Here is a 17256-nt window from a genome sequence, read left to right on the forward strand (position 1 = left end):
CAGTTTCTTGAATAATCTTTATCTTAGCAGTAATATTTATCGTTTTTTTATGATAGTAGATTTCAGATCAGATACGGTTACCCAACCTACTCCCGAAATGCTGAGTGCCATGATGCAGGCTAAGGTAGGAGATGATGTTTACGGAGAAGACACTACTGTTAACCGGTTAGAGCAATTTGCTGCTTCACTTTTCGGAATGGAAGCCGCGGTATTCTGTCCTTCCGGTACAATGACCAATCAGATCGGTATAAAAATTCATACACAACCCGGAGATGAAGTGATCTGTGAATCAACTGCTCATATTTATCAGTATGAGGGCGGTGGAATTGCCGCTAATTCAGGGGCGCAGGTGCACCTTTTACAAGGAAATCATGGTAAAGTAACAGCAGATATGGTTGCCGGGGCAATCAACCCTGTAAACGATGTTCATAAAGCACTGACGACGCTTGTTTCAATTGAAAATACGGCCAACAGAGGCGGTGGTTCGTGTTACGACCTGAATACCTTAACAGCCATTAAAGAAGTGTGTACTGCCCATAATATCGCCTATCACCTGGATGGCGCGCGTTTGTTTAATGCTATTGTACAAACAAAGACCACTGCTAAAGATTACGGACAAATTTTCGATACCATTTCTATTTGCCTGAGCAAAGGTCTGGGAGCTCCGGTAGGAAGTTTATTGTTGGGTACACATCAGCATATTGCAAAGGCAAGAAGAATCAGAAAAGTATTCGGCGGAGGTATGCGTCAGGCAGGTTTTCTGGCAGCTGCAGGCCTCTATGCTTTAGAAAACAACATAGAAAGGTTACAGCAGGATCATGACCATGCACAATCTATTGCTGCAACATTAAATGAACTGCCTTATATCCACTCTTATCTGCCGGTAGAAACAAATATTGTAATTGCCCGGATAAACCAACAGTACACTGCGGCAGAACTTGTATCCACCCTCAGGGAAAAAGGAATTTTATTGAATACAGTAGGAAAAGATGCCGTAAGATTCGTTACGCATCTGGATGTTGATACCAGACAGATAGATTACACAATAGAACAGTTGAGAAGACTATAACTAAAAAACACACTCTTATCGGGTGATAAAAATGTGTTTACGAGGGTTTATAATAATTAAGGGTTTAGGCAGTTAGCTTGATTGACAGAATGAAACTAATAAGTTTTTTGAATGCGTTAACATTTGTTTAAACATTTTTTATTCCCATAAGTACAAACACCTACAATCAATCAGTACAATCATTTAAAATAATAAAAGCATGTTTCCAAGAATCAATCCTACCAAAACCAAAAGCTGGGAGTTATTAGACCAACATCATCAGAAGATGTTGCATACGCAGATGCGTGATTTGTTTAAGAATGATTCGAATCGTTTTAAGAAGTATTCTTTCCAACATGAAGATATATTGATTGACTTTTCAAAAAATATCATCAATGACGAAACATTGCAATTGTTAAGAGGGTTAGCAGAAGATGCTAAACTAAAAGATGCAATTGAAGCAATGTTTTCGGGAGAAGCAATTAATCATACTGAAGGCCGTGCTGTACTTCATACTGCTTTACGTAACTTCGGTTCAACTCCCGTAATAGTTGACGGTAAAGATGTTTTACCCGATGTACAACGCGTTTTAAAACAAATGCAAAACACCTGTGCAAAAGTACATAGCGGAGAATGGAAAGGCTATACCGGTAAAAAAATCAAATTCATTGTAAATATTGGTATCGGCGGATCGGATCTTGGTCCTTATATGGTTACTGAGGCCTTAAAACCTTACTGGGTTGAAGGTATACAACCGTACTTTGTTTCGAATGTAGATGCAACACATATTGCAGAAACCTTAAAAAAGGTCAATCCTGAAGAAACTTTATTCTTAATAGCTTCCAAAACCTTTACCACTCAGGAAACCATGACCAACGCACATACAGCGCGTGAATGGTTCCTTCAAACAGCAAAAGAAGAAGCATATATAGCCAAACATTTTTTTGCTTTATCTACCAATGAAAAAGAAGTAGTGAAGTTCGGTATTGACCAGGCAAATATGTTTGAGTTCTGGGATTGGGTTGGAGGTAGATATAGTTTGTGGAGTGCCATCGGCTTATCTATTGCTTTAACGATCGGATATGAAGCTTTTGAACAATTACTAAAGGGTGCCGGGAATATTGACCTGCACTTCAGAAATACCGAATTGACGGAGAATATTCCTGTAACTATGGCTTTAATCGGGTTATGGTATACTAATTTTTTCGGATCACAAACAGAAGCAATTCTTCCTTATGATCAATACCTGCATCGTTTTGCAGCCTATTTCCAGCAAGGTAATATGGAGAGTAATGGAAAGTATGTAGACCGTAATGGGGAAACGATCAACTATGCTACGGGCCCGGTTATCTGGGGTGAACCGGGTACGAATGGTCAACACGCTTTCTACCAGTTAATTCATCAGGGAAAAGTTCTGATACCATGTGATTTTATAGCACCAGCTATTTCACACAATGCGTTATCAGACCATCATGAAAAACTGCTCTCAAATTTCTTTGCCCAAACGGAAGCATTGATGAATGGTAAATCAGCTGAAGAAGTAGAAAGTGAACTGAAGGCACAGGGTAAAACAAATGAGATAGCGCCATTTAAGATTTTTGAAGGTAACCGACCCACCAACTCTATTCTGGTGAAGCAGGTAACTCCTTATACTTTAGGGCAACTGATCGCTTTATATGAGCATAAGATCTTTGTACAGGGTGTCATCTGGAATATCTATAGTTTTGACCAATGGGGTGTTGAATTAGGAAAACAATTAGCGAATAAAATCTTACCTGAATTGAAAGGAAATGAACCGGTATCGTCACATGATGTGTCCACCAACGGATTGATCAATACCTATAAAAAATGGAGGGTGAAATAATAAAAGATCAGACTTGTTACATAAAAAAAGCCTGGAAGATCCAGGCTTTTTACGTTATATATAAACGCATTTAGTGTTACTTTTCATATAGTGAGAAGTTTACCATTTGTCAACTTCTTCATTTAAATCGTTAGAGGCGCTTGTGGAAGGTATAGAACTGCCTGAAGGAACTGTAGTTGTAGTAGAAACTTCTTCGCTATCATCAATTTCTTCACCATCTACATCAAGATTATCATGGTTGTAGGCGTCGAAGTCGAAATCAGGCATAAGATCAGTTTTTACATAATCTACTGCTTCAGTTAACGCTTTCAAAAACTTATTAAAATCTTCTTTGTAAAGGAAGATTTTATGCCTGTCGTATCCATTCTCGTTGAATTTTTTACGACTTTCCGTAATGGTGATATAATAATCATTACCACGGGTAGCTCTCACATCGAAGAAGTACGTTCTTCTTTTCCCGGCTCTTATGCGCTTACTGTAAACGCTTTCCATTCTTTTTTCATTGTTTTCGTACGCCACAGTCATTTAGGTTTTTTGCAGTTTAATAATTGGCTGTTTCATTAATAATAGCTTATACAAATATAATATTCCTATTCAATCGACAAAATTTCAACCCTGTTATTTGTGAAAGTTATCAAAAAAAATCGGAAATCCTTATTTTTTTTGACTGTCTTCCGCCTGCTGTTGCTGAAAAAGCTCTGTATAGCGTCCGTTTAATGAAAGCAGCTGCTCGTGCGTACCCGATTCAATGATTTCGCCCTCTTCCAGCACCAGAATCTTATCAAATTGCATTAAACTGAATATTCTGTGAGTAATCACAATCGCTGTTCTGTCTTGTAAAAACGTATTTAAGTTACCTAATATTTCTCTTTCGGTACGGGCGTCTACTGCTGATAAACAATCGTCCAGAATGATCAGTTCCGGATCTTTAATCAAAGCCCTGGCAATGGAGATTCTTTGTTTTTGTCCGCCACTCAAAGTAACCCCCCGCTCCCCTACCAATGTCTGATAATTTTCAGGGAATTGCATAATTTCTTTATGAATAGAAGCGTAACGGGCAGCCTTTTCTATCTCTTCCTGATCTGATTCCCATTTACCCATTCTGATATTATTGGCAATCGTGTCGCTAAACAAAAACACATCCTGCGGAACATAGCTGATAGCCGAACGTAAGGCGTGGAGGTCCAGCTCTTTAAGCGAAATACCATTGATTGTAATGTCACCATTATTCGGATCAAACATTCTTAGCAACAGTTGTGCAATGGTGGTTTTACCCGAACCGGTTGAACCGATAATTGCTACTTTTTCACCCGGCTGTATGGCAAAGTTTACTTTCTTCATGGCGCGAATGCCGGTATTCGAATAAGTAAAGTCAATATTTTTCCACTCAATAGGTCCGCCAAGATTCAAAACTTTAGGATTAGCCGGTGACTCAATTGCCGGTTGTTCATCCAGAAATTCGTTCAACCGTTTCTGAGAAGCTGCTGCACGTTGAATCATCGAAGCCGTCCAACCAATAGCACTTACCGGGAAGGTCAGCATGTTCACATAAATCACAAACTCTATAATCGTACCCACTGTTACACCATGTTCATGATTGATTGCATAAATACCACCCATCATGACGGCGATCAAAGTACTGAGGCCGATTAATAACCCCATTGTTGGAAAATAAACGGCTTCCAACTTAGCCAGCCCTATTGCATTATGCCTGTACTCTTCACTATTCTGTTTAAAAAACTTCAGCATAGATCTTTCCTGTACAAATGATTTGATCACCCGTATACCCGAATAAGATTCCTGTGCATTCGTTGTTAATTGTGATAAAAGCTGTTGAATACGTTCACTTTTACGATTGATCACCGTATTTACCAGATAAATAATCAATGCCAGTATCGGTAAAGGAGCCAATACATACAACGACAATCTCATATCGGTGCTGAACATAAAATACAAACTGAAGCCGATGGTAGCGGCGAGGTTGATAAAGTACATTAATGCCGGACCGGTATAACTTCTCACTCTGCTCACGTCTTCTGCAATCCGGTTCATCAGGTCGCCCGTACTGTTCTTTTTAAAGAACATACTATCCAGTTTCAGGTAGTGCTGAAACACTTCATTCTTTTGATCAAACTCAATATGCCTGCTCATAACGATAATGGTCTGACGCATCAGAAACATAAAAAATCCACTGATGATAGAGAGTGCCAATAGAATACAAACCGTCCAGATCACTATACCGCTAAAGCTCAGCTCAGAAGTTTTAAAGGCCTCAATCATTTGCCGCACATTCCAGTCGTATCGGGCCTGTTTGATGGTGATACCTTCTAATTTATCGGCAGCTTCGGCCGGTGTTAACAATCCTAACTGAATTTCGTCAATCACAAATCCGGTAATCTGCGGGGTAAGAATTTTAAAGTAGTTAGACAGAACTATAAAAACAATTCCTAAGAAAAACAGCTTACGGTACTTCCAGAAATACTTATTAATAACTTTCAGGTGCTTCAAAATACAAACTATTTGTGCAAAGGAACAGAAAATTTCGAATATAAAAAGGTGTGAATTTCAAGAGAGAAATACAACAAAATATAGGTTCAGATTGTATTTGAGGTCAAACTCACGGATGTATCAAATTGAAAGTCAATAGGTCAACAAAAAAATATTTTTAAAATATTTGGAGCGTATTTATTTGTCGCCGTATATTTGCAACGGAAAGATGGCAGAGCGGTCGAATGCGGCGGTCTTGAAAACCGTTGACTGTTACAGGTCCGGGGGTTCGAATCCCTCTCTTTCCGCACCAAAGCGGGTCTTCATCACGAAGACCCGCTTTTTCTTTTATTATCAGCCTTTTAAGTTATTTGTTACCTTCTGTATAGAGTATATTCTAAACACCTTTCAATATTTCCTGAATTTTAGTGTAGCAGTTGATTATTTTCCTTTAAATAAAGCATTGCTTCTTTAATTGCATCCCTGGTATTTGTAGGTGTAAACCCCAGTTCGGTTCTTGCTTTTGAAATGTCAAAGTTTTGCTGCAAGCCAGAGAACATAGCAATTTCTTTAGTAGTAAGTACCGGCGCTTTACCGGTTATTTTACTAACTGTTTCCATCAGCCACGCAACAGTGTATAAGATAGGTTTTGGAACTGAAACAGGAAGTTTTAACTTCAATTCAGGAAATAGCTCTTTGGCTATTTTTGTTGTTTCTCTGATTGAAGTGCATTTTTCATTGGCAAGTATATACCGTTCACCATTTCTTCCCACCATTGCTGCCAAGTAACAGCCTTCGGCCACATCTTTCACATCTATCCAGTTTAAGGTGATGTTTGTTTCAACAGGAATTTGTTTATTTAATATTAAACGGATGATATTGTAGGATACGTTTAATGGAGCAAACGCCTGGCTGCCGATCATCGCTGCAGGTAATACCGCTACCAGCTCGATATTAAACTTTTTTGCCAGCTCAAACGCCAGCTGCTCGCCATCATTCTTTGAATTATAATACATGTCTCTACGGTCTGGGTTATAACCATTACTTTCTTTTGCAGGAAGAACATTGTAATTTAAAGCAGCTATTGAACTTACATAAACAATTCTTTTCACACCTGCTTCAGCCGCTGCTTCAATGGTATTTCTCGTGCCTTGCATATTTACATCATAGATCTCTTTTTCAGGATCTTTGGCCCATAGCCTGAACGATGCTCCTACTGCGTAAAAAACATCCACTCCCTGTAATGCTCTTACGAAAGAGGCTTTATCTGTAATATCAGCTTGTACGATTTCACAATTCAATCCGGCAAAAGCAGCTTTATTTTTTATATTTCGAACTGATGCCCTCACCTGAATTCCTTTCTGTAACAGAAGCCTTACCAGATTATTGCCTAGATGTCCGTTTGCACCAGAAACGAGTGCCAGTTTTGTTTTTTCCATTTGCAATGATTTTAAATGATAAAACAAAGGTCTTACACGCCTATTTAAAATCACTTCACAAATGTTACTTAATCAGCTGTTTTCGGATGCGACTTAAACTCTTAGAATTCATTCCTAAAAAAGAAGCAATATATTGCAAGGGAACATTATGAATAATTTCTGCATGTTCATTAATAAGTTTTCTATAACGCTGTTCAGCAGAAAGTGTAGCCAGCTCTTTCGATCGGTTTTCATTATATGTTAATGATTGCTGAAATACCATAATACTGAAATCTTTAAACTTCACACTTTCCTTTGTCAAAATATCCAGATCAGCTTTTGTAATACGCAAAAGCGTACAATCTGTAATACATTCCAGATTTTCTCCGGATACTGTTGTATTTATAAAATGAGCATAAGAAGTAATGAATCCCGGCGGGCAATTGATATGCGTAGTTACCTCATCACCATTCTCATTATAATGAAACAATCTTACAAACCCCGAAACAATAAAATATAGATATCGTGGAATTTTTCCTTCTTCCTCAATAATTTTGTTTTTAGGTAATACTACAGGTTCAAAATATTGTTTGCACAATACCTGATCATGATCTGAAAGAGTAATGTTTTCGGAAATGAGTTTTAACAAGTGCTCATGCATATTTTTTCTTTTACCATTACAAGATAAAATGAAAGTTATCTATTTTTTTAAATAAATCAATCAGAAAACAAACATTCCGATCTTGATAAAAACTACACGATGTTTTTATAAAACAATATCATAAAATCATCTTTTGTGGTTGCCGCTGTGACATTTTATAGTTAATATTACAGATTATGGTTCACACCAGGCAAAAATGGATGTAAAATATTTAATGATGAGAAAAACCGTTCTGCTAAATTTTGTTTTTTTTCTTGTACTAAATGTTAGCGCACAAGATAAACCAGCATTGATAGACACTATTTCAACCTTTTTCAACGAAATAAAAGAAGCTACAGGCAACCATGTTACGCTTTGGAACAAAAACCTATACGGGCCGGTTATATTTGTAAACCCGCAAACCCGTGCGTTCTTTACCAACGAACCCGGCATGGATGGCACACTAAACACTGAAAAAAATATTTATTCGGGAATCTTACCCGCCAATATCAATATTGCCAATACGGCACTTAACAGAAATGATAAGAGATGGGCGATGATTATGCTCCCTCTCCCTAAAAACAAAGAAAACAGAATAAATCTGTTGGCGCATGAACTATTCCACAGTGCACAACCGGGCCTTGGGTTTTCTCTTAATAATGTAGAAAGTAATCACCTTGATCAAAAAGAAGGCAGAATTTATCTGCGATTAGAGTTAGAAGCTTTAAAAAGCGCTGTTCAGGCAACTTCTGAAAAAGAGTTACACCAGCATCTGACCCATGCGTTAACATTCAGAAAATACCGGTATAGTATTTATGCAGGCGCAGACAGTACAGAAAATCAGCTTGAACTGAACGAAGGTATTGCTGAATTTACCGGCGTAATTGTTAGTGGCAGAAGTAAAGTTCAAACAACCGATTACTTTTTAAAAGGAATCAATGATTTTTTCAACAACCCTACTTTTGTTCGTTCGTTTGCCTATTATACAACTCCGGTGTATGGTTATCTACTTTATAACAAAAATAAAGACTGGAATAAAAGCATTACAACTGCTACCCATCTGACCGATTATTTTACTACAGCGTTTAAGATCAGACTTCCGCATGATTTTAAAAAATCAGCTGAAAAAATAACAGACAGGTATAATGGAAAGGTAATTGTGCAGGAAGAAACTGCAAGAGAAGAGAGAACAAAACAACTTATTGCATCATACAAAAAGAAATTCGTGGATCAGCCTCATTTCGAAATAAGATTTGTAAAGATGAATGTTTCTTTTAACCCTAATAATATTATGCCGCTGGAAGATAAAGGAACCGTTTATCCTAATATGAGAATCACTGACGTTTGGGGCATTTTAACTGTTGAAAACGGGGCACTGATGAGCCCCAACTGGGATAAACTTTCCATCTCATCACCTACTCAAATAACTGACAAAAAAGTATATGGCGATGGCTGGATACTTGAACTGACTGAAGGTTATACTGTAGAAAAAGATGAAAACAATAGTAATTATAAACTCATGAAGGCAATTACGAATTGACCAATCATCACTTACCGGTATCAGAAAACAAGAAATCAATTAAATGTGATAACGCTAAATTAAAAACCAGCAAACTTATACAGTCTATCACTTACAGCAAGAGCTATCTTGCTGTATAGGTGGACATTTAACCGTTCCATAACTACAATAAACACAACAATCCCCTTCTTTTGGTTTTAAAACCGTTTTACAATGGGAGCAACTATAGAAATACTGACAGGCATTCACCGGCATAGTTTCCTCTTTTGAAAGGTTACACTTCGGACAGGTTATCGTAGATTGCAATATCACTTGCATGTTCGTTTCCTTTATCCGGTAATTTAATTATTTTTTCAAAAACGCCAAAGCTTTAATGATTTTGCTATCTTTCTTCAACTCTTCCAGATTATCGCCACCTAAAACTATTACGCCCGGAATAATATTACCTTTATAAACATTTGACTTTCTATCTACAACATAATCTGTAGATAAATTAATGCCGGCTACCTGATTAATCCGATATCCCTGCACAGCCGTTGTATAGTTCGCTGTAGTCTCCCCTACTATATATGTATTATCTCTTCCAATAAAAGAAATCGTTACCATTTCTCCCGCACTCGCCGTGTAACAACTGGTCAATATCACTACAGGAATTTCCTTTTCAATGGAATGCACCAGCTGCGATTTTCTCTCCAAAGCAGTTCCATCAATCAGCAGATTTCCATTTTTAACTTCCCAGCTTCCGGTAGATTCACCCTGTGCATTTTTAAACCCACCGAATACAATATTATCTCCAATAAATTCTTTTAACCCCAATAATATCGGATACATGTTACCACCGGTGTTCAACCTTAAATCAATAATCCATCCTTTTACTGCAGGAGAGTTAACAGTGTTAATGTGTTCAACAATATCATTTGCCAGACTATCTACTTTTCTGAAAGCAAAATCATTATTACCCGGAATACTGATGTAAGCAAATTCATCATTAATAATTTTACTGACTACCTTTTTTTCCAGTTTCAGTTTTTCTTTCAGATAATCATTCGCGGCAGTGGTTTCCACACTCCATCCATAGGTTTTTCCTTTATATTTTAAGTTACCGTGGTAATCGTTCAGTTGTTTAAAAACTTCTTCATATAAAGGAGGTACTTCATCAAGATATGCCAGATTTTCTGCTCTCTTGTAGAGATCTCTTTGAATTGCATCCAGATTTTCTGTATGAAGTGAGTGTTGTCTGATCAATGAGATAGAAGAATCAATGAATAACTTTATACTGTCATTTTTAAAATGCTGCGAATAAGAAGACAGTGACAAGAACAAAATGCCCACCGCCACATAATATTTTTTCATAAAAACTACTGCTGTTTATAATGATACGATAAACTACTGCAAAAGTTACACCTATAACATTTTTTTAAGTTTTAAGGCGATAATACCTGAGCAAGTACTTTTACACTGTCTCTCATTTGTTCTTCAGAAAGATAAGCATATCCTAAACGTATACCATTGACAGTTTTATCATAACTATAGGTATCAGGTAATATAATTTTAAACCCTTTTTGTTGTATTTTCTCATCCACCAGCTGCCAGTTTACTTTCTTTTTAGGTACAATCCAAAAGGCAAGTCCGCCATCAGGAGTAACAAAATCTACCTGCTCTACCAGATATTTGTTTAATAACTTTTCAGCTAAATCGCGTTTGTTTTTATAATAATGCGTGGCTTTTTTTAAATGTCTTTTAACAGTACCATCCTGAATCAACTGCAAAACCGCTTGCTCCATAATGGAGTCGCCCTGTACATCAATAATTTTTCTGAGCTCCCCCACTTTTTGCATCAACCATTCATCACCAGTCACCAGATACCCGATTCTTAGTGCCGGAGCTACTACTTTACTCATTGTTCCGATATATACATAGTTCTTTAACTCTGCATAACTGCTCAGTGGTAAGATTGGCCGATAACCAAAGTGGAATTCATTATCATAATCGTCTTCTATAATCGTAAAGCCATAAACATTCGATAACCTGATTAACGCTAACCTTCTCGGTAAACTCAATGTTACCGTTGTAGGATACTGGTGATGCGGAGTTATATAAATTGCTTTTATATTCGAAAACTTTTTCAAACATCTTTCCACCTCTGCCACAACTATTCCATTTTCGTCTACATTAATGGGTAATAACCGGGCACCTGCATTTTCAAAAGCTTTCCAGGCAGGTTTATAACCCGGATTTTCTACCATAATAACATCACCGGGTTGAAAAAGGCATTGGGCGGTGAGATACATGGCCATCTGACTACCGCGGGTAATGCAGATTTGTTGTTCGTTTATCTGCATCCCTCTTTGATGGTTCAGCATTTGTGCCATTGCTTTTCGAAACCCTACTTCACCAAATTCACTACTATACCCCATAATCTGCCACTTCGCCTTCCGGTTAAAAATCTGCCGGTAGGCACGAGCCAACTCGGCAACCGGAGCAATCTTACTATCAGGTGAACCATCGTCAATCAACGTTTGCAACAATAAAGTACCCGTATCAACCGACTTCTTTGTCGTGTTTTTTTTATCATTAGCAGAGAAAGCCGGAAGTATAGCTGCTACAAAAGTGCCTTTCCGCTCTTTTGATACCAACCACTCTTCATTCAGCAACACATTCAATGCCTCCACTACCGTATTTCTGTTGAGTTGCAGGTGTTTTGCCAATGCACGGCTACCTGGCAGGGCTGTGCCGGGTTGTAGTCTGCCAGACTGTATATCTGCAATAATTGCATCTGCAATCTGAAGATATAGTGCCTGATCACTTTGGTGATCTAACTGTATTTCTAATTTCCATGGTCTTAACATCTGGACTACCATTTTTTATAAAAACTGCATCATTTCACTAGTCCAAATATACAATACTTTTGACTCGGATAACAGTCAGGCTTTAAACACTTTTAAAGTATGGAGCATTGGTCAGGCAAAGAATAAAATCAAAACAAATATGAACTACAGTATCAAAAAAGCCAGTCTGGAAGACCTAGACGAAGCGGCATTATTATTTAACCGGTACCGGATATTTTATCGTCAGCAACCGGATCTGGAAGGAGGCAAAGCATTTCTGAAAGAACGTTTTCTGAACAGCGAATCAGATATTTTTCTGGCGATGACTGATAATAAAGCAGTAGGGTTTGTGCAACTTTATAAACTGTATCACTACATCAAACTTCAGAAACAATGGCTATTGAGTGATTTATTTGTACATCCCGATTACCGTGGCAAAGGTATTTCAGTGGCATTGATTGACCGAAGCAAACAATGGTGCATCGAAACCGGGGCCTGTGGCCTGATGCTTGAAACAGAAAAGACAAACGATATCGGTAATCAGTTATATCCGCGTTGCGGCTTTGAATACGACGGATTGCACAACTATTACTATTGGTGGAAATAATTCATGTACCGGTAAACATTAAATTTTTACCGGTACCTTATCCGGCCGGATGGCTGAGTGGCGAGGCGAGGGTACGCAATACCTTTTACAGTGGTTCAAATCCATTTCCGGCCTCTATAAAATAGGGCAATGACAAAAAAAACGATTATCATTCACAGCAAAGTTTCCTACGGATACGTAGGTAGCAATACAACATCCTTTGTTTTGCAAAGTGCCGGGCACGATGTAATTACCGTTCCTACTGTTTTGTATTCTAATCACCTGGGGTATCCCACTGTGGGAGGCGGAGCTGTTCCTTCTTCTTTATTTGAATCAATACTGGAAGGAATTCTGAAACTGTCTGTTGAACAGGAAATTGATGCCATTATTACCGGCTATATCGGTAATGCTGAACTGGTACAGATCACTGCCGCATTTATAAAGAAACTCAAAAAGTTAAATCCTGAAATATTTTTTGTTTGTGATCCTGTAATGGGTGATATCGTTCCGGGATTATATGTACCTACGGATGTACCACAGGCTATTATCGAACAGTTGATTCCATTAGCAGACTTAATCACTCCTAATCAATTCGAATTTCAACAGATTACGGGCAAGCCTGCAGTGCACATAGATGAAATGGCTCAACAACTGAATCAGCTGGTAAAAACTTTACCCAAACAAGTTGTAATCACAGGTTGTTACCTCAGTACCACTGAAAAAAACATGCTGGATATCTGTGTGTCGGAAACTAATACCTTGTATCTGTTCAATTCACCGAAAATACCGGTAAATCCCCCGGGAACAGGTGAATTATTTACGGCACACCTCCTTTTATCAATGTTTGAAGGTGAAGACCTCCGGTCAGCAGCCAGTTCTTCAGCAACGATATTAAGCACCGTTTTATTGAAAATGCATGAAGAGAGCAGACGCGAATTCGATTTAAGCGATCTTTTGTTTTCTTTGAGTATCACGGGCCGCTGAACAGAACCCGTATAATAGATAAAATGTAAATTAATGAATGATCAGATAATCGATAATCTAAATAGTATTCTTGAAAGAATCAGCAATGCCTGCATCAGCAGCAATAGAAACCCTGCCGAAGTTCGTTTATTATTAGCTACCAAAACAGTTTCAGCCGACCGGATAAAAATAGCATTGCGGGCAGGACAAACATTAATTGCCGAAAATAAAGTGCAGGAATTGAAAGAAAAATATGATTCATTGCTGGATACCCCACACACCAATCACTTTATAGGCCATTTGCAAAGCAATAAAATCAAAGATATTCTGAAATACGGAGTAACGTGTATCCAATCAATAGACCGGCTGGAACTGGCTGAAAAGCTGCACCAGCGATTATCAGCTGAGAAAAAGAAAATCGACGTGCTGATTCAGGTAAATACTTCTGATGAAGAAAGTAAGTTTGGTGTACATCCTGACAATGTGATTGACTTAATCAAAGAAATTTCAAAATTTGAAACATTAAAAATAAAGGGATTAATGACGATCGGCCTATTCAGTGCTGAAACGGAAAAAGTACGTGCCTGCTTTCGTTTATTAAAAAATATTCAGCAGCAAGTTTTGGCGTTAAGCATGCCGGATGTTGAAATGAATGAACTGTCGATGGGCATGAGCGGAGACCTGGAAACAGCCATTGAAGAGGGCGCAACTATTGTAAGAGTGGGTACAGCTATCTTCGGACAAAGAAATCGCCCGGATAGTTATTATTGGAATGAGAATCTTTCATGAGTTATACCAGCCGGGTTGTTCTAAGAACATGGGTCGGTGCCGGCACCGACCCATGAAAATTTATTTTTTATTCATCAGTTGATTATAAACACCATCCCACAAGTTAACTCTGCTTTTCAGCGACAGAATAATCGCTTCTTCAGCTTCTCTCCAATGTTGCAGGTTATCACCACAAAGATTAGCCGTCATTTGCAATGCCAGATTACTATGATGATCTCCGTCAACTTCAATATGCCTTTCTATATAATATTTAAATATAGAAATTTCATCAGGAAAGTTCTTGTGTATTTCATTAATAATCGAAATAAACATACCCGGAATCAGGTCTTCCCTTCCAAATGTAAAAATTGCAGACTGAAGGAAATCTTTTTTACTTAAAATGGTTTGGAATGTAAAACTAACAAAATCACGAGCTTCCAAAGGTGTATCCGAAATAGTAAATGCTTTTTCAAAATCACCTGAACGTTGAAGTTCGTCAGTAAAGCCAAGAATAGCAGTTCTATCAGCCCCACATTGGTTCATTGCATCAAGATACAATTCGAAGTGGCTTTTACGTTCTCCATTATGATCTAGATCCGACTCCTCACCAACTACTATTTCATTAATGAGATAACGGGTATCAGGAGCTCCTTTAGGAAACCATGGAACAGTTGTACAGGTAAGATGATTTTGCAGGGCTTTCAGCAAAGACATAAAATCCCATACAGCATAAACATGATATTGCATAAATATCTTCAGATCGTCTATATCTCTAATAACCGAATATACCTTGTGATTTATAATCTCCTGTCTTAGCGGCTCAATCCTTTTCTTAATTTCTTCTATTTGTTGATTCATAATCGTACGATTAAATTTTGAGCTGCAAAATTACTAAAAACTGTAATAGTCTGGTGCTAATATTATCCGGCAATTGACTGTCGATAGCATCAATAGCCGGGTAATATCAATTGAACTTATTTCTGAATTCGATAGGAGAATAATTAGTCTTTTGTTTGAACAGCTTACTAAATGATTGAGAATGTTCAAATCCTAGTTCATAAGCAATTTCGCTGGCAGACAAATTTGTTGTAGTCAACAGCTCTTTAGCATATTCAATTATTCTGTTCTGTATATGCTGCTGTGTATTCAGCTTCGTATAAAGCCGTAACAAAGTAGTGAGATAATTAGCTGACACATTCATTTGTTCAGCTATGCTTTTCACAGTAGGAATTCCTTTTTCAGCTAACATATGTTTAGAAAAACAGCCGGAGAGAATTTCTTCAAACTGACCAATCAGTTCGTGTGTTGATTTTCGTCTGGTAATAAACTGACGTTCATAAAACCGCTCGGCGTAGATCAATAATCGCTCAATTTGTTTCACAATTAAATCCTGACTGAATTTATCAATTACCGAACGATATTCCTGTTCTATATTCTGCAATATATCAACAATAACCAACTCCTCTTTTTCAGAAAGAAAAAGTGCTTCGTTTACTGCATATTTGAAAAAATCATACGACTTAATATTTTTAGCCAACGATGTATTCCATAAAAAATCGGGATGAATTAAAAGCAGCCAACCCGAAGGAGTTACCTTCACCTCTTGATTAATTTCAATTTTCAAAAACTGTAAGGGTGAAATAAATGTCAATACACCCGAATCGAAATCATACAATTGTTGTCCGTAATTAAAACGGGCATTGACGTTTCTTTTTAATCCGATTGAATAAAAATGCTGCACCCATTTTAATTCACTGTCATTTACCGGATAAGACACTTTGCTGTAATCAATCAAACTAATGAGCGGATGCTCAGGTTTTGGCAGATTACAGAAAGTATGAAATTCAGACAATGAATTAAAGTGAAATATTGATTCCATCCTGCTAATTTAAGTGCTTATTTTTCTTTGTACAAAATCATGCCCGCATGATATAAAATTCCGTTTTTAAATTCGCCGTCAGCAGTAAATCCGGTATCATCTTTATAATAAATAAAGTTGCCGGTCACTTTATAAGTTCCCTGATAGGCACTTTTCCGGTTACCGCGGGCCTCATCATATCTGTTACCTTCCAATAACTCATGTCGGATGTAACCGTCTTCAGTCACCCACATTCCGATATATGCTCCTGTTTCTTCTATTGTCGTTTCCATTGTTGATACATTATTTTTTGAATAACAACTGTTTACTATTAAGCTGATTGAAAAATAAATCAGAACTTTGTAGAGATAGTATAGTCTTTCCATTCTTCAAATGTTTCTGTTAAAAGTTGGATTTTATTCTGCGCCAGCTCATAAGCATCTTTCCCCATTAAAAAATGTACGGGCGGATTTTTCATTTCACTTAGTTCAATCATCAGTTTAGCTGCTTTTTCAGGGTCATTCGGCTGGTTACCGTTGATTTCATTTAAATGAGCAGACTCGATTGCCCGGGCAGAGCTGTAGGCATCAATAGGGGTTTGTGGGGTTTTTACAGATTCTTTAGACAAGAAACCTGTTCGAAAATATCCGGGATAAATCAGTGTAGTGCGGATACCAAAACTGTTCATCTCTTCGGCTAACGCTTCTGTTAAACCTGCTACTGCAAATTTAGTAGCACAATAAATACCAAATGCCGGAAAGTTGCCGGTTAAACCACCGATGGAAGCAATATTAAAAACATGTCCGGATTGCTGCAAACGAAGATAAGGTACTGCCTTTCTGATAACATTCAGCATTCCGAAAACATTTACATCGAAGTTGCCGCGAACTTCCGTATCTGTAAGTTCTTCCAATGTTCCTATCTGGCTATATCCCGCATTGTTTACTACAATATCTATTCTTCCAAACCGGTCAATGGTATCTTTTACAGCTGCTGCAACAGATACCTCACTAGTGAGATCAGTTTCAACCGGTAGAAAATGCTGACTTTCTCCCACAGCCGTTATCAGGTCGTTTTTAGACCGTGAAGTAGCTGCTACACGATAACCTGTAGCCAGTAATTCTTTTACCAAAGCAAGTCCCAGCCCTTTTGATGCGCCGGTAACAAACCAAACTTTTTGTTTATTCATATCTTAATTTTTTATATGAACAAAGTTGGGAATACTTTACCGGGCATTTGTAGCCGGATGAATGAATGTTGTAGGCAAATCGTGGAAT

Annotated in this window: 17 protein-coding genes and 2 tRNA genes; 8 read left to right on the plus strand and 11 right to left on the minus strand. The window is 37.7% G+C overall.

Translation table 11 applies throughout. From position 1 onward, the window contains the following. Positions 1 to 7: 7 nt before the first annotated feature. Together ltaE and pgi are read left to right on the plus strand one after the other, a co-directional pair. A complete protein-coding gene (gene ltaE, locus D9O48_RS05180) occupies positions 8 to 1069 on the plus strand; it encodes a low-specificity L-threonine aldolase (protein WP_394343555.1) in 1062 nt (353 codons plus the stop codon). 199 nt (positions 1070 to 1268) lie between these two features. Continuing rightward, positions 1269 to 2912, plus strand: coding sequence for a glucose-6-phosphate isomerase (gene pgi, locus D9O48_RS05185; protein WP_126971321.1), 1644 nt, complete (start codon positions 1269 to 1271; stop codon positions 2910 to 2912). 99 nt (positions 2913 to 3011) lie between these two features. Here the strand turns inward: pgi and D9O48_RS05190 are convergent, their stop codons facing one another. Beyond that, on the minus strand, positions 3012 to 3437 hold the full coding sequence (locus tag D9O48_RS05190; RefSeq protein WP_126971323.1) for a DUF3276 family protein: 426 nt from the start codon (positions 3435 to 3437) through the stop codon (positions 3012 to 3014). A 129-nt stretch (positions 3438 to 3566) separates the two neighbouring features. Continuing rightward, positions 3567 to 5420, minus strand: a complete 1854-nt coding sequence (locus D9O48_RS05195) for an ABC transporter ATP-binding protein (RefSeq protein WP_126971325.1) — start codon at positions 5418 to 5420, stop codon at positions 3567 to 3569. Positions 5421 to 5622: 202 nt separating this feature from the next. Between D9O48_RS05195 and D9O48_RS05200 the strand changes: the two genes are divergently transcribed. Next, positions 5623 to 5707: transfer RNA gene (locus tag D9O48_RS05200), tRNA-Ser, on the plus strand. Positions 5708 to 5824: 117 nt separating this feature from the next. Here D9O48_RS05200 and D9O48_RS05205 read toward each other — a convergent pair. Together D9O48_RS05205 and D9O48_RS05210 are read right to left on the minus strand one after the other, a co-directional pair. Then, the gene (locus D9O48_RS05205) at positions 5825 to 6838 is read right to left on the minus strand and encodes an NAD-dependent epimerase/dehydratase family protein (protein WP_126971327.1); all 1014 of its coding nucleotides are present in this window, start codon (positions 6836 to 6838) and stop codon (positions 5825 to 5827) included. Between the two features lie 64 nt (positions 6839 to 6902). Continuing rightward, the gene (locus D9O48_RS05210) at positions 6903 to 7478 is read right to left on the minus strand and encodes a Crp/Fnr family transcriptional regulator (protein ID WP_126971329.1); all 576 of its coding nucleotides are present in this window, start codon (positions 7476 to 7478) and stop codon (positions 6903 to 6905) included. Positions 7479 to 7695: 217 nt separating this feature from the next. Here D9O48_RS05210 and D9O48_RS05215 point away from each other — a divergent pair, with 217 nt between their 5' ends. Beyond that, on the plus strand, positions 7696 to 8997 hold the full coding sequence (locus tag D9O48_RS05215; protein ID WP_126971331.1) for a hypothetical protein: 1302 nt from the start codon (positions 7696 to 7698) through the stop codon (positions 8995 to 8997). 87 nt (positions 8998 to 9084) lie between these two features. Here the strand turns inward: D9O48_RS05215 and D9O48_RS19095 are convergent, their stop codons facing one another. From D9O48_RS19095 to pdxR, 3 genes are all read right to left on the minus strand, one after another. After that, positions 9085 to 9294 (minus strand): GDCCVxC domain-containing (seleno)protein, encoded by a 210-nt coding sequence (locus D9O48_RS19095; protein WP_126971333.1) that lies wholly within the window; start codon positions 9292 to 9294, stop codon positions 9085 to 9087. A 27-nt stretch (positions 9295 to 9321) separates the two neighbouring features. Then, the gene (locus D9O48_RS05225; RefSeq protein WP_126971335.1) at positions 9322 to 10329 is read right to left on the minus strand and encodes a S41 family peptidase; all 1008 of its coding nucleotides are present in this window, start codon (positions 10327 to 10329) and stop codon (positions 9322 to 9324) included. 71 nt (positions 10330 to 10400) lie between these two features. Continuing rightward, entirely contained in the window at positions 10401 to 11837 is a 1437-nt protein-coding gene (gene pdxR / locus D9O48_RS05230; protein WP_233589186.1) for a MocR-like pyridoxine biosynthesis transcription factor PdxR, read from the minus strand. A gap of 127 nt (positions 11838 to 11964) precedes the next feature. On the opposite strand from pdxR, the gene D9O48_RS05235 reads away from it, so the two are divergent. The 4 genes from D9O48_RS05235 to D9O48_RS05250 all read left to right on the plus strand — a co-directional run bounded on the left by D9O48_RS05235 (position 11965) and on the right by D9O48_RS05250 (position 14142). Next, a complete protein-coding gene (locus D9O48_RS05235) occupies positions 11965 to 12411 on the plus strand; it encodes a GNAT family N-acetyltransferase (protein ID WP_126971337.1) in 447 nt (148 codons plus the stop codon). A gap of 43 nt (positions 12412 to 12454) precedes the next feature. Beyond that, positions 12455 to 12525: transfer RNA gene (locus tag D9O48_RS05240), tRNA-Cys, on the plus strand. Positions 12526 to 12540: 15 nt separating this feature from the next. Beyond that, positions 12541 to 13374 carry a pyridoxal kinase gene (gene pdxY, locus D9O48_RS05245; protein WP_126971339.1) on the plus strand — a complete coding sequence of 278 codons (834 nt, stop codon included), beginning with the start codon at positions 12541 to 12543 and terminating at the stop codon, positions 13372 to 13374. 33 nt (positions 13375 to 13407) lie between these two features. Next, entirely contained in the window at positions 13408 to 14142 is a 735-nt protein-coding gene (locus D9O48_RS05250) for a YggS family pyridoxal phosphate-dependent enzyme (protein WP_126971341.1), read from the plus strand. A gap of 60 nt (positions 14143 to 14202) precedes the next feature. On the opposite strand, the gene D9O48_RS05255 is transcribed toward D9O48_RS05250, so the two are convergent. From D9O48_RS05255 to D9O48_RS05270, 4 genes are all read right to left on the minus strand, one after another. Beyond that, positions 14203 to 14979: a DUF3050 domain-containing protein gene (locus D9O48_RS05255; RefSeq protein ID WP_126971343.1), complete on the minus strand. Its 777-nt coding sequence runs from the start codon at positions 14977 to 14979 to the stop codon at positions 14203 to 14205. Positions 14980 to 15085: 106 nt separating this feature from the next. Next, the gene (locus D9O48_RS05260; protein WP_126971345.1) at positions 15086 to 16000 is read right to left on the minus strand and encodes a helix-turn-helix domain-containing protein; all 915 of its coding nucleotides are present in this window, start codon (positions 15998 to 16000) and stop codon (positions 15086 to 15088) included. 17 nt (positions 16001 to 16017) lie between these two features. Beyond that, positions 16018 to 16272: an Atu4866 domain-containing protein gene (locus tag D9O48_RS05265; protein ID WP_199750505.1), complete on the minus strand. Its 255-nt coding sequence runs from the start codon at positions 16270 to 16272 to the stop codon at positions 16018 to 16020. A gap of 59 nt (positions 16273 to 16331) precedes the next feature. Next, the gene (locus D9O48_RS05270) at positions 16332 to 17168 is read right to left on the minus strand and encodes an SDR family NAD(P)-dependent oxidoreductase (protein WP_126971349.1); all 837 of its coding nucleotides are present in this window, start codon (positions 17166 to 17168) and stop codon (positions 16332 to 16334) included. Positions 17169 to 17256 lie beyond the last annotated feature (88 nt).

The sequence above is a fragment of the Gynurincola endophyticus genome, from assembly GCF_003991195.1.
In the GTDB taxonomy this organism is placed as follows: Bacteria; Bacteroidota; Bacteroidia; order Chitinophagales; family Chitinophagaceae; genus Gynurincola; species Gynurincola endophyticus.